Source organism: Paeniglutamicibacter sp. (genome assembly GCF_046714615.1).
GTDB lineage: Bacteria > Actinomycetota > Actinomycetes > Actinomycetales > Micrococcaceae > Paeniglutamicibacter.
The window spans coordinates 31,235-44,324 of the sequence record NZ_JBKKAP010000039.1 but is presented as its reverse complement, the minus strand read 5'-3'; the positions used below and the strand labels follow the sequence as shown (position 1 = coordinate 44,324).

At 63.8% G+C, this 13,090-nt stretch carries 11 protein-coding genes; 6 read left to right on the top strand and 5 right to left on the bottom strand.

Annotated elements, in window-relative coordinates; translation table 11 throughout:
* Positions 1 to 84 precede the first annotated feature (84 nt).
* The 5 genes from ACLQ7E_RS04735 (at position 85) to ACLQ7E_RS04715 (ending at position 6,679) form a co-directional block, all read left to right on the top strand.
* Positions 85 to 900: a DUF4184 family protein gene (locus ACLQ7E_RS04735; protein ID WP_411731408.1), complete on the top strand. Its 816-nt coding sequence runs from the start codon at positions 85 to 87 to the stop codon at positions 898 to 900.
* 197 nt (positions 901 to 1,097) lie between these two features.
* On the top strand, positions 1,098 to 1,589 hold the full coding sequence (locus ACLQ7E_RS04730; protein WP_411731407.1) for a nucleoside deaminase: 492 nt from the start codon (positions 1,098 to 1,100) through the stop codon (positions 1,587 to 1,589).
* Between the two features lie 187 nt (positions 1,590 to 1,776).
* Entirely contained in the window at positions 1,777 to 2,988 is a 1,212-nt protein-coding gene (locus ACLQ7E_RS04725) for an XdhC family protein (RefSeq protein WP_411731406.1), read from the top strand.
* On the top strand, positions 2,979 to 3,827 hold the full coding sequence (locus tag ACLQ7E_RS04720) for an FAD binding domain-containing protein (protein WP_411731405.1): 849 nt from the start codon (positions 2,979 to 2,981) through the stop codon (positions 3,825 to 3,827). The genes ACLQ7E_RS04725 and ACLQ7E_RS04720 overlap by 10 nt, the downstream gene beginning before the upstream one ends.
* 5 nt (positions 3,828 to 3,832) lie before the next feature.
* Entirely contained in the window at positions 3,833 to 6,679 is a 2,847-nt protein-coding gene (locus tag ACLQ7E_RS04715) for a molybdopterin-dependent oxidoreductase (protein WP_411731404.1), read from the top strand.
* Here ACLQ7E_RS04715 and ACLQ7E_RS04710 read toward each other — a convergent pair.
* From ACLQ7E_RS04710 to ACLQ7E_RS04690, 5 genes are all read right to left on the bottom strand, one after another.
* The gene (locus tag ACLQ7E_RS04710) at positions 6,632 to 7,255 is read right to left on the bottom strand and encodes an NTP transferase domain-containing protein (RefSeq protein ID WP_411731403.1); all 624 of its coding nucleotides are present in this window, start codon (positions 7,253 to 7,255) and stop codon (positions 6,632 to 6,634) included. The two genes, ACLQ7E_RS04715 and ACLQ7E_RS04710, sit on opposite strands and share 48 nt — an antisense overlap.
* Positions 7,256 to 7,442: 187 nt before the next feature.
* Entirely contained in the window at positions 7,443 to 8,003 is a 561-nt protein-coding gene (locus tag ACLQ7E_RS04705) for a cysteine hydrolase family protein (RefSeq protein ID WP_411731402.1), read from the bottom strand.
* Positions 8,000 to 9,460 (bottom strand): purine-cytosine permease family protein, encoded by a 1,461-nt coding sequence (locus ACLQ7E_RS04700; protein ID WP_411731401.1) that lies wholly within the window; start codon positions 9,458 to 9,460, stop codon positions 8,000 to 8,002. Before ACLQ7E_RS04700 ends, ACLQ7E_RS04705 begins: the two co-directional genes overlap by 4 nt.
* A gap of 108 nt (positions 9,461 to 9,568) precedes the next feature.
* Positions 9,569 to 11,209, bottom strand: a complete 1,641-nt coding sequence (locus tag ACLQ7E_RS04695) for a BCCT family transporter (protein WP_411731400.1) — start codon at positions 11,207 to 11,209, stop codon at positions 9,569 to 9,571.
* Between the two features lie 74 nt (positions 11,210 to 11,283).
* Entirely contained in the window at positions 11,284 to 12,240 is a 957-nt protein-coding gene (locus ACLQ7E_RS04690; protein WP_411731399.1) for a flavin reductase, read from the bottom strand.
* A gap of 172 nt (positions 12,241 to 12,412) precedes the next feature.
* Here ACLQ7E_RS04690 and ACLQ7E_RS04685 point away from each other — a divergent pair, with 172 nt between their 5' ends.
* On the top strand, positions 12,413 to 13,060 hold the full coding sequence (locus tag ACLQ7E_RS04685) for a GntR family transcriptional regulator (RefSeq protein WP_411731398.1): 648 nt from the start codon (positions 12,413 to 12,415) through the stop codon (positions 13,058 to 13,060).
* The last annotated feature ends 30 nt before the right edge of the window (positions 13,061 to 13,090 follow it).

The window sequence follows — 13,090 nt, the reverse complement described above, 5'->3', positions numbered from 1 at the left end:
GGGACGATTAGGCTTGAAGGTAGGCCCATTCGCACCAGAAACATGATGCTCCGTGGGTCCTGAAACAACTTTTCGAGGATTCCCTTGCCTTTCACCCTGGTTCACCCGGCCGCCGTCCTGCCGTTCCTGCGTCAACCCTTCGTCCCGATCGCATTGGTCGCCGGAGCCATGGCCCCGGACCTCCCCTATTTCGCCATGGTGTCCTCCACGAGCGACGCCTGGTACGCACCAATGCTCAACGGCGCCAACTCGCATGATCTTGCCCAGATCCTGACCGTTGGCTTGCCCTTGGCCCTGGTTCTGGCCGGGTTCTTGTGGCTCGTGGTGAAGCCGCTGCGGTGGGCCCTTCCAGACTCGTGGGTCCCTGACAAGCCGGCGCTCAAGGGGCGTCCGCCATCGAGTGCCCGGGTTGCGCTGTGGACCTTCTATTCGCTGATGCTTGGGCTCCTCACGCACTTGGCATGGGACTCGTTCACGCACTCCTACGGCTGGGTTGTCGAACAGGTGCCGTTGCTGGCCAGCAAACCCGTTGCAGGGATTGCCATTTACCGGCTCCTGCAACATGGCAGCACCTTGGCCGGATTGGTGATCCTGGCTCTCTGGTATCTCAAAAGGCAAAGGGACTCCGGCCACCGGGGGAAGATCGGCGAACCCGCGGGCAGGAAGGCGCGCACCATCTTGCTGGCACTGTTCCTGGTGGTTCCGGCCGTGACTGCCGCGGTTCTCGGCCTGGGCTCAAAGCCCGTCATGGAAGATGCAGCGAGTGCCGGGTCGTTCCTGTGGATCATCATTACCCGCGGCGGTGCCGCACTGGTTACTGCCTTGGCTGCCTACGCTGTCGCGTGGCATGCCGTGGCAATAATCCGGAAGCTTCGCGCCATGGCCAAGGCCCGCGCGTAGCATTGCCCCCAATGGTGGCGTAGTGCAGCTTCACTTGCTATGTTGTTGATTACCGACGCCGGCTTCCCTGCGGAGGGGAAGGCATCGACCAAGCGCTGCCATTCCACCGGCCGTTTCGAAGCTGCGGAGTGTCGCCTCGGACCAGCCAAGGCACCCTTGCTCCGGCGCTTCGCCTGGAGGATAAGGAAGTCGCCATCATGACGGACACCAGCGTTTCAGCTGAAAACCTCGCGGCAGCCGTCGCCATTGCCGCGGACAACGTCCGCAATGCGGGCGGTCCCTTCGGGGCCTTGATCGTGGCCGCCGACGGATCGCGCTTCGAGGGTGTCAACAGGGTCACCGCCAACAACGACCCCACCGCCCACGCCGAGGTCACCGCCATCCGCGCCGCGTGCACCGCACTTGGCACCTTCGACCTCACCGGTTCAGTACTTTACTCCAGCTGCGAACCCTGCCCGATGTGTCTGGCCTCGGCGCTTTGGGCCCGGGTTTCGCGCGTGGTCTTTGCCTCCGACAGACACGAGGCGGCCGAGGCCGGATTCGACGACGCGGCCTTCTACAAATACTTCGAGGGCGGTGAGGCGGAGCGCGCCACTCTCATGCCGGTCGACCGCATCACCGACGCCGGGTTCGACCACCACGAGCCATTCGCCCTGTGGGCGGCCCTCGACACCCGCATCGAGTACTAGGCACGGCGGACTTCATGACCAGCGCCGTCTTGAACCAGGACCAGACCACAGCCAACGCGACCCACTCCGCTCCCGGCATTTCCCTGTTGGATCCCATGCTTCACGGTCGGCGAGCGCGGACCCGCTTTGATGCTCGTCGGCACCCGATCCACGGTTGCCCCCGTTTGCATCGTCAAGGACGCCTTCCATGCTCAATCTCCATTCCTTGTTGAACGCCACCGTGGTGGCTGCCGACGAATCCTTCGCGATGGCCACCATCGCGGGCACCCAGGGATCGACCCCGCACCCCAGCGGCACCTCGATGCTCATCCATGAAAGCGGCCGGATCACCGGATCGATATCCGGCGGCTGCATCGATGCAGCAGTGCACGCCGCGGCCCTCGACGCCATGGCCCACGGGAAATCGCGCCGGGAACTTTACGGCTATTCGCCCGCAGACGCCTTCGCCACCGGACTGATGTGTGGCGGGGAAGTGGATGTGCACATTGCACCCTTTGGCGCAGACTCGTCCATGCACGGACTGCTGAACACCTACGCGTCGTTACCTGCCACGGATCCGGTGGCACTGGTCCGCCGGATCGATGCAGGGTCCTCCGGCTCAACACTGATTTCGAACCCTGCTGCCCTGTCCGTGGCAGGGCTGGCCGGGCTTCTGGCCCCGCTGGTGGGTGCAGTCGGCAGCGTGCCTGCGGCCAGGCTGTGCATCCCGCTGATTGCCGCGGGACGCACCCGAACCATTCGCCTCGACCAGGAGGCCGGGTCCTGCGCCGGCGAGGCCATCGAGCTGCTTATCGAGTCGCGGCTCGCCCCGCCGCGCATGATCGTCTTCGGGGCCAACACCTTCGCGGAGGAATTGCTGAAGCTGGCACCGGTCCTCGGTTACGCCTCCACGCTCTGCGATGCCCGCACCGCATTCACCCTGCAGCCGCGCTTCAACGCAGCGGACGAGCTTTCCACCCTCTGGCCGCACGACTACCTGGCCGACGAAATTGCCGCCGGACGCATCGACGAACGCACGGTGTTGTGTGTGTTGACCCATGACCCGAAATTCGACATCCCGCTGTTGGCCCTGGCACTGGGCCAACCTGTCGCCTATGTCGGTGCCATGGGTTCGCGGACCAGCCACGAATCCCGCATGCGCGAGTTGCGGGCACGTTCAATCCCCGAATTGGCATTGGCTGCCCTGCACTCCCCCATCGGCCTGGACCTGCAGGCCACCACCCCCGGCGAAGTTGCCATCGGCATTGCCGCGGAGATCATCGCCAGCAGGTCCGCGCGTGCAACGGGCGCCTCCCTGAACACCACATCAGGTCCCATCCACCGCCACGTCCCGGGCGAACCATCCACAACACCGGCGCCCGGCCACCTGATCGATCGGGAGGTCCCGTCATGGACATGAACACCGTCGAGGCCATGGTTCCCACGTCCGATCCCAACGAGTTCCGCACCGGCGATGCCTGGCTGGCCGGCGGAACGGTGCTTTTCTCCCAAGGTTCCCAGACCCTGACGCGGCTGCTGGATCTGGCAAGTGCGGGCTGGACACCCATCACCGTGCGGCAGGACGGCATCGAGTTTGCCGCCACCTGCACCATTGCCGAACTCCATGCCCTGCCCGGGGATCCCGCGGTGCCACCGGCATGGAAGGCCATGGACCTCGTCCGCCCGGCCTGCGATTCGTTTGTTGCCTCCTTCAAGATCTGGAACCTCTCCACCATGGGAGGGAACATTGCCACCTCCCTGCCGGCAGGGCCCGTCATCTCCCTGTGCTCGGCACTGGATGCGAGCCTGGAAATCCATGCACCGGGCGGAACAGTGCGCCGTGAAACGGTGGCCGAATTCGTTCAGGGCGATGCCACCAATTCCCTGCAACCGGGGGAACTGATTCGCTCGATTTTCATTCCGGTCCATGCGTTGCGTGCCAGGACAGCATTCCGCAGGCTGTCGCTGACCAACCTGGGCAGGACCGGGGCCATGGTCATCGGCCGCCTGGACGAGGACGGACTCTTCACGCTCACCGTCTCCGGTTCCACGACCCGGCCCATGCACCTGCGTTTTGGACCCGACGAATACCCCACGCCTGCCCTGCTGCTGAGCCGGCTCGATGAAACCATTGCACCGGCCGACTACCACGACGACATCCATGGACGCCCTCCCTGGCGCCGGGCCATGACCCGACGGCTTGGAGTGGAAGTGCTGGGCGAACTATTGCCCTCCTTTGGTCCCGGAAACGAAAGGTAGGGTCCATGTCCATCTTGATCAACGGGGTCCCTGCCGCAGCCGTCCCGGACCCGGGCCAATGCCTGCGGACCTTCCTGCGTTCCGAGGGTGCCCTCGGGGTGAAGAAAGGATGCGATGCAGGAGACTGCGGGGCCTGCACCGTCCACGTGGACGGGGTCCCGGTGCACTCCTGCCTGTACCCCGCGGCGCGGGCCGAGGGCCGGAACATCACCACCATCGAGGGCCTGGCCGCTGTGCAGGGCAGCGATGGCGCGCTGGCGCCCATGCAGGACCAGATGGCCCGGGCCCAGGGATTCCAGTGCGGCTTCTGCACCGCCGGGATGATCATGACAGCATCCACTTTCGATGAGCAGCAATTGGAAGACCTGCCCAGGAACCTGAAGGGAAACCTGTGCCGCTGCACCGGGTACAGGTCCATCGAGGATGCGGTGCTGGGACGCGACGGTGACGGCTGCTCGCACCCGCCCGAGGAAAATTGCGCACTCGACGAAGCGGGAGCTGCCCCGCACGGCGAGGTCGGCAGCAACATTCCTGCCCCCGGGGCACGCGGCGTTGTGACGGGCACCGCCCGGTTCACCATGGACATCCCCGACGCCGAGCTCCCCGGCCTGCTGCACCTGAAATTGGCTCGCTCCCCGCACTCACATGCCCGCATCCGCTCGATCGATGCCAGCGCCGCCCTGGCCATGCCCGGGGTCCGCGGGGTGCTGACCCACCACGACGATCCGGGGGTGCTGTTTTCGACGGCCCAACACGAAGTCCTCGAGGACGATCCTGCCGATTCGCTCGTCTTCGATACGGTGGTCCGCTTTGTGGGCCAGCGCGTGGCGGCCGTGGTGGCCGATTCCGTGGCCCAGGCCGAGGCCGGGGTCAGGGCCCTGGAAATCGACTACGAGCTGCTTCCGGCAAGCTTCTCCCCCGCGGCTTCCCTGCGTCCCGGGGCCCCGCGAATCCATGGGGACAAGACCGCGGCTTCGGGCATCGCCAACGTGTCGCGCAACATCGCCGCGGAGGTCCACCAGGAGTTCGGTGACGTCGAGGCGGCGCTCGCGGCAAGCGAGGCCACCTACGTCGAAACGTTCAACACCCAGCGGGTGCAGCACCTGTCCCTGGAAACCCACGGCGGCACGGCATGGTTTGACGAGGCGGGGGTGCTGAACGTGCGTTCCTCCACGCAGGTTCCCTTTCTGGTGAAGAGATCACTCGCAAGGATCTTTTCCCTGCCCGCGGACTCGGTGCGGGTGGTTGCAGGGCGCGTCGGCGGCGGCTTCGGCGGGAAACAGGAAGTGCTGGTGGAGGACGTGCTCGCACTTGCCGCCCTGAGGTTCCGGCGCCCGGTCCGGCTGGAACTCACCCGCAGCGAGGTGTTTACTGCAACCACCACGCGCCATCCTTTTGCCGTCAAGGTCAGTGTCGGCGGCACCGCACGCGGCGAGCTCACGGCCCTGGCCATCGACGTGGTCACCAACACCGGCGCCTATGGCAACCACGCCCCGGGCGTCATGTTCCACGGCTGTTCCGAGTCCGTGGCCGTCTACAACGTGGCGAACAAGCGCGTGGATGCGGCGGCCGTGTACACCAACACGGTTCCGGCGGGTGCTTTCCGCGGCTACGGGTTGAGCCAAATAATCTTCGCCATTGAATCGGCGCTTGATGAATTGGCCAGGAAGCTCGGCCTGGACCCGATGGAGTTCAGAACCAACGCGATGCTGCGCGAACACGATCCACTCCTGTCGCTGCATCCCGAACCCGAAGCGGACCTGCTCTTGGGTTCCTACGGGCTGGACCAGTGCGTGACGTTGACCCGCAACGCGCTGGAACGCGGCGCGGCCCGTGGCGCCGACGGGCACGACCTGGACGAGCATTGGCTGATTGGGGAGGGCACGGCGCTGTCCATGATTGCGACGATCCCGCCGCGCGGACACCACGCGCACTCAATCATCGAAACCGCGGGCGACGGCACCTTCGTCCTGAAGGTGGGCACGGCGGAATTCGGCAACGGCACCTCCACCGTCCACACCCAACTGGCAGCCGATGCGCTGGGGACAAGTGCCGATGCCATGGTGTTGATGCAATCGGACACCTCGCTGACCGAACACGACACCGGAGCCTATGGGTCATCCGGAACGGTGGTGGCGGGCAAGGCCACTTACGCCGCTGCCCGGGCGCTGGCCGAGCAGCTGCGCGCGGTGGCGGCAGAACTCGGCGACGGGGATGTGGAGGACTGCGTCCTGCATCCCGGAGGCGTTTCCTGCGCCGGAAAACTCTTCACGCACCGGCAGTTGCTCGAAGCTGCAATTCCCGGCGGGCGGCACCGGGCCGAGGGGCGATGGGGTGGCACGCCGCGTTCGGTGGCCTTCAACGTCCACGGCTTCCGAGTGGCGGTGGACCCACGCACGGGTGAAGTCCGGATCCTGCAAAGCGTGCAGGCCGCCGATGCGGGCGTCGTAGTGAATCCGAGGCAATGCCGAGGCCAGATCGAGGGCGGCATCGCCCAGGCGCTGGGTGCAACGCTCTTTGAGGAGCTGCTCATCGATGACACCGGGACTGTCAAGACCGAAGAGTTGCGGCAGTACCACATCCCCACCTTTGCCGATGTCCCACGCAGCGAAATCTACTTCGCAAAAACCACCGATTCGCTGGGGCCGCGCGGGGCCAAGTCCATGAGTGAAAGCCCCGTCAATCCCGTCGCTCCCGCGCTCGCCAACGCCCTGCGCGATGCCACAGGGATCCGCTTCACCCGGACCCCATTCCGCCGCGATGACATCTATCTGGCCCTTGAGGCCGCGGGCAAGGTGCCGCCGCTAGTGCCAACCCAGCAGATGGAGGTCGGCGACGGTATCAACATCTAGGCCCGTGTCCAGGTCCGAGCACTCAACGAGGTCGACCAGCTCCCGGTGCGCGGCCAGGTAGCCCCGGGCCCCGGCATCGCCGGTGGCGGCAGCCAGCGCCGGCGGGATGTGCTCCGGCGCGAAGAGCACCGGGTGTCCGCGCCGCAAGGGTCCGTTGTCCGGGCCGTAGCCGGCGGCGGTGATCCGTCCGGGACGGTGTTCGGCCAGGATCCGGCGTACGAGTTCGTCGCCCATGCCGGGTTGGTCCACCAGCGCCATCAGGGCCCCGGCCCCGGCGGGGACCGCGTCCATGCCCAACGCAAAAGAGGAGCCCATACCGGTGGCCCAGTGCTCGTTCACCAGCACCGTGGTGCGCCCATTGTCTTCCAGCTCGGCTGCAACCCGCTCGGCTTCGGCACCTAGAACCACCACGACATGTGTGCAGCCGCCGCCCAGAAGCGCCGCAAGCGCTGAGTCCAGCAGGCTCTGGCCGTTCGGTTTGTGCAAGAGCGCCTTGGGACCACGACCCAGACGCGATCCCGATCCGGCGGCAAGCAGCACCCCCACCACGGGAGGGTGTTCGCTCGGGTTCGTCATCTGCCCATCCTAGGACCAAACAAGGCCAAGGCGTCCCAATGCCGGAGTCGGCCGGGAACATAGGGGTCTCGGTTGACGGATCCCGGTTCCGGGCGACAACAGGACAGCGGGGCACCGCCAAAATTACCGCCAAGCGATGAGCCCTTCCGTGAGCCCTCCTTGGGCACGCAATAACAGGAATACTCGATCAGAGCTCGTCAAGCAGCTCCTGGGTGCTTACGATCCGGATCATGGGTGCAAGAAGCGCCAGCATGGCCAGCGCCCCGTCATGTGAGGTGTCGTTTTGGCCAGCGCAGGCATCGGAAACGACTGTGACGAACCGTCCGGCATCAACCGCTGCCAGCGCGGTGGAGAGCACGCAGCAATCGGTGGCCACCCCCGTGAGGACGATTTCGTGCCCGACCGGCACCAGCGCCTCGAGCCGGGGTCCCCATTTGCCGAAGGTGGACAGGTCGAGGGTCTGCCCGGAATCCAGCCCCGGTAGTTCGAGATCCCAGGCGCTGTCCTCCCGAGTCAGCCGGGTGCTGTCCCAGCGGTCGTAGTACGCCTCCCAGGCCCCTTCCTCGAGCGGATCCCGGACGAATCGGGTCATGATCGGGGCAGGCAGTGCCGCGGCCAACCGGATGATCCCCGCCGCGGCTTCGTCGTACCTGGGGACATGCCAGTCCCCTTTCCGCCGGAAGATCCGTTGCATATCTATCACCACGAGGTGGCGTGTCCGCGTGCGGCTCATCGTTGCCGTGCTCATGATTCCTGGAACTCCTTGTCGTCCACCAGTGGCGACTGCTTGGAGAGCCGGGGCAGCCTGTAGGTGGCGAAATACACGATAGCGGCAATCGCCGCGCCGACGTAGAAGGTGAGGTCGCCGATCTGCGGGAAGGCGGCGGCCACCGGGCCAGTGTAGATGCCAGAGATCCAGAACGGGCTGGAGCCCAGCACGCCGGCTGCCCAGGCAATAAAGCCCCATTCGAACCGGCGAGACTTGTCGAACAGCTCGCGGATGCCCCGCTCGCTGCGTCGGCCGCCGAAGAGGTAGTCGCAGACCAGCACGGTGACATAGGGGGTCACGCAGTATGCGGTGAGGTTCAGGAAGCCGGTGAAGCCTTCGTAGAATCCGTTCTGTCCCCAAAGGGCCACCAAGTAGGAGGCGATGCAGATCATGACCACTGCGGTGTGGCGCTTGACCGGGACGCCCATGGTCTGGATGGAGATGGCTCCGCCATAGACGTTCAGGAAATTCTGGGTGAAGGAGGACAGGGCGACAATGCCGAGGCCGATGATGGCCCACGGTCCCATGAGTTCGTTGAGCGCAACAATCGTGTCGGAGGAAGTGGCCGAGGCGCCCAGCAGCGCGCCCAGGATGCCCATCCACGACAGCGTGACGAAGTTGCCCAGCATCGTGAAGATGCCGGCGCCCCGCCGGTTGGACTTGGTGTTGGGCAGGTAGCGCGAGTAGTCGGAGGCAAAGGGCATCCAGGCAATGATGTATGAGAGGAAGTAGCCAAAGAAGATGATCCAGCCACCGGCGCCAATGAATCCCTCGGCGGATTCGTTGGTGGTGTTCACGATGTCTGCCTTGGTCACGGCGATGACGGTGACGAAGATGAAGCCGGCCAGCAGGATGAATGAAAGCACGCGCTGCAGGAAATGAATCAGGTTGTATCCCATGACCGCGACTCCGAGCTGGAAGACCATCAGGATCAGAGCCGAGAGCCAGAACGGCAATCCAGTCAACAGTCCGATGGCCTGTCCGCCCAGGATCACTGTCACCGCGGCCCAGCCGACGCCGGCGAAGACATTGACGTAGGCGACAGGCAACAGGTTGCCTACGAAGCCCAGGGGGCCGCGGGCCTGCATCTGCTGGGGGACGCCGAGCCGGACGCCCATCCCGGAGAGGTATCCCATGACGGTGGATGCGACTAGCCCGGCGGCGAGGATTGCGACGACTGCGGACCAGAACGGAAGCCCGAAGTACGCGGCGCTGAAGCCGAGGACGACCAAGGGGAAGTTCATGCCTGCGGCAAACCAGAGGAAGAACTGCGACGCTGGCTTCCCGTGACGCTCGATGTCAGGGATGTGCTCAATGCCGTAGGGCTCGATCTTGGTCAGGCTATTGCGGTAGCCCCGGTCCGCAGCGATGCTGTCCTCATTGGCAGCTGGACCGGTTGACGGAGCGGAATGCACGGATTGTCCGTTGATTTCCATGGTGTTTTCCTAGTTTCTAGATGGTGCTGTGCGAGTGTTATTGAAGTGGCGTCGGGAGTGCTCAGGTACCGACTGCGGTGCGGCGCGCTGCAGGAGAGCGGTGCCGTGTCAGCTGCCGGCCGAGGTAGGGTTCGTGCCGCGCGATCTGGTGGCTGTTTCGCGAAGTTCCAGCTCCGAAATGCGCAGGGATTCAAATTCCGGGTCCTGGCGCAATTCGATGATCAATGAAATGCCCAGCAGGGCGACGATGACGGTGAAGGGCAGTGCCGAGAGCATGGCTGCCTGCTGCAGTGCGGCAAGGCCGCCGACCACCAGCAACAGCATGGCGCTGATGCCCGTAAGGATTCCCCAAATGGTGAGGATCGGCTTTGCCGGGACCAGGCTTCCCTTGCTGGACATCATGCTCAGCACAAACGTGTTGGCGTCCGCACCCGAAATGAAGAACAGCGCGACCAGGACCATGGTGATCGTGGAAGTTACCTCCAGCAGGGGCAGGCCTTCCAGCATGGAGAAGAATGCGGAGTTGATGTTCTCGGTGGTGGCCGCGGCGATGCCGGCCCCGTCCATCTCCATCTTCATGGCCGATCCCCCAAAGATGGAGAACCAGGCGAAGAACACGAGGCTTGGTACGCCCAACACCCCGGCCACGAATTGCCGGATGGTGCGGCCCTTGGAGATCTTGGCCAGGAAAACGCCCACGAAGGCCCCCCAGCTCAGCCACCACGCCATCATGAAATACGTCCACCACTGCATCCACTGCAGATCGCCATGGGTGCTCGGGGTAATCAAGCTGACCATGAAGAAGTCCGAGGCGTATTGGCCGATGGCACGAAAGAAGATGTTGGAGATGAAGTTGGTCGGCCCTGCAAACAACACATACAGGGCCAGCGCCAGCGACAACCCCATAGTGATCTGGCTGATGTACTTGATGCCTCGGTTTACGCCTGACAGTGCCGACAGTGTGAAGAGCACGGTAATGACGGCAATGATGGCGATCTGGACGGCAAGGCCGGTGGGAAGCCCAAAGACGCGGTTGAGGCCTTCATCGATCTGCGCGGCCCCCAGGCCGAGTGACGTGGTGGTTCCAAATAGCGTGGCGATAATGGCAAAGACGTCGATGATCTTTCCGAACCATCCGTCGACCAGGTTGCCGAAAATCGGCCGGAGCATCGGGGATACCAGTCCGGGGCGCTTCTTGCGGTGAGTTGAGTACGCGATGGCCAGTCCAAAGATCCCAAATACCGCCCAGGCATGTGGGCCCCAGTCGAAGAAGCTGAACTGGAGGGCACGCACTGCCGCGTCCATGCTTCCCGCTTCCGCCAGGGCGTGCGGCGGGGCCATGAAGTGGGTGATGGGCTCGGCCACCCCGTAGCTGATCAGTCCGATTCCCATCACCGCCGAGAGGATCATGGCCAGCCATGCCCAGGTGGAAAATTCGGGTCTGTCCGTGCTGGATCCGAGGCGGATGCCTCCGTAGCGGCTGAAGCCCAAATACACCATGAGCAGGATGCTCAGCAGCGTCACCACCAGATAGCTCCAGCCGACGGTGCCGGCCACCCAGTCCATGGCCGCACCCATGGTTAGACCCAGACTCCCCGGAGACACCGCGGCCCAGAGCAGGAACGCTGCAATGGTTCCGATCGAGGTCCAGAAAACCGCTCCCACGGCGGGACGGGTGGTAGCGTCCGCCACCTTGTTGTGCGGTGGCGGCGTTTGGCCCGATGGGGCCGACGTTATTTCTTGAACCATGGTGAACTCCGATTTTCGGATCTGGGGTGCCGTTTGTTTACCGGTGGCCGAGGATCAGTCCCGGACCGCTGCTGCTAGAGCTGGGTCAGGTTTTCGCTGTCGTAGAACCGACCGGCCTTGTAGACCATCGGCTCGACGCCGCCGACTTCGGCATGGCGTACTCGGCAAACGAAGATGGTGTGCGTCTTGGCCTGGAAACGCTCCCGTATCTCGGCTTCGATCATGGCCGAGGAACCGTCGATCAGCGGGCTTCCGCTCGGTCCGGCATGCCAATCGATGTCTGCGAACTTGTCCGCGGCCTTGGACGCGAACGTGGAAACGGTGTCCTTCTGCTGGTTGGAAAGGATGTTGATGCCCAGATGGGTGGAGGCAAAGAGCGCCGGATAGGTCGAGGAAGTCTTCTGGACGCAGACCATGACCAGAGGTGGTTCTAGGGAGATGGAGGAGTAAGCGTTCACCGCCAGTCCCTTCGCGACGCCGTTTTCCTGGGTGGTCACGACCGTGACGCCCGTGACGAACTGGCGATTGAATGTCTTCATCACTTCCATGTCGGGCTCGCCCGACATGGAATCGACGACCACGGTTGCTTGTCCTTCGGCCTCGGCGGCCATTGCATCGGCTAGGGAACGAATGCCGAGGCAGTTCAGCAGTTCCATCCCGTCCCAGGTGACAGCCTCGTGTCTGATCCGCCCTTCAGAGAGCGTCACGAAGTTGGAGCCGCGTGTTTCCACGGACTTGCCGGTGGGCGGGACGCCCAGGAACGGTTCGGTGTGTGTGCCCTTGGTGGTCCAGAAGATCGCCGCGTTGTCGCCGTCGACTACCACTGAATCGATCGTTGTCGTCAGGTCCGGAAACCCTTGGCGAATCGCGAGGATTTCGGCCTTAAAATCGTTGAGGGAGGATTCCTTGCCGCTGGATTTGCTGGTCCGCGTGTAATCGGCGGTGGTGATTTGATCCAGTGCGCCAACGTCACCGCGATCCCAGGCTGCGCTCCAGATAGTGGGTACATAGGATTCGAATGTTTGTTGCATGCTACAGACCGTAATCTGAATCACTACCGGCGGTCAAGCCCTCCGCAAAAAATTCCAAAAAACCAGCAATATCAAGGATTTTTGAAGATTACCCAAGAAAGACTTGACCTGATCATGCATGCAACATAATCTTTGTTGTATGCAAGAGACATTGCGAGATGGGGGAAACACCTTGGCAACCGAAACCGAAGAACCGCTGCTGACCCGAGTGCGGCAGTTGGTGATTGGCGGCGAATATGCGCCGGGCGCCCCGCTGTCGGAGGTCTTTTTGGCCCAGCAGTTCGACGTCAGTCGCACTCCCATCCGCGAGGCGCTAAAGCAACTCCAGCAAGAAGGACTCATTGAGGTCCGGCCAAAGGTCGGGACCTTCGTCCGGGAACCTACCCGGCGCGAGATCGTGGAACTCTTCCAGCTCAAGGAAAGCCTTGAAGGTCTTGCCGCCGGCCTCATGGCCCGGCGCGGCCGGGTTCCGGAACTGGAAATTCTGGAACGCAATGTCGTGAATTCGGAACTCGCAGCGGAGGACCAAGACAAGGAACGCTATGCCGAGCTCGTCCATGAATTCCATTGGGCCCTGATCACCGGCTCGGACAATTCAAAACTGGTTGAACACTACGGGCGCCTCATGAACCAGCTGGCCTTCCACCGCCTCGTTCTCAAAACGGTGGAGAACCCCGGACGCATCCTGGCATCCACCGGCGAGCACCGCACCGTTCTGCACATGATCCAAGCTAAGGACCACTTCGGGGCCGAGGCGACCATGCGCAACCACGTCTATGCATCGGCCCGCGAGGTCCTCTCCGACCGGACCCTCTCCTAACACCGCAACGCAACACCCCTCGCGGCCGCT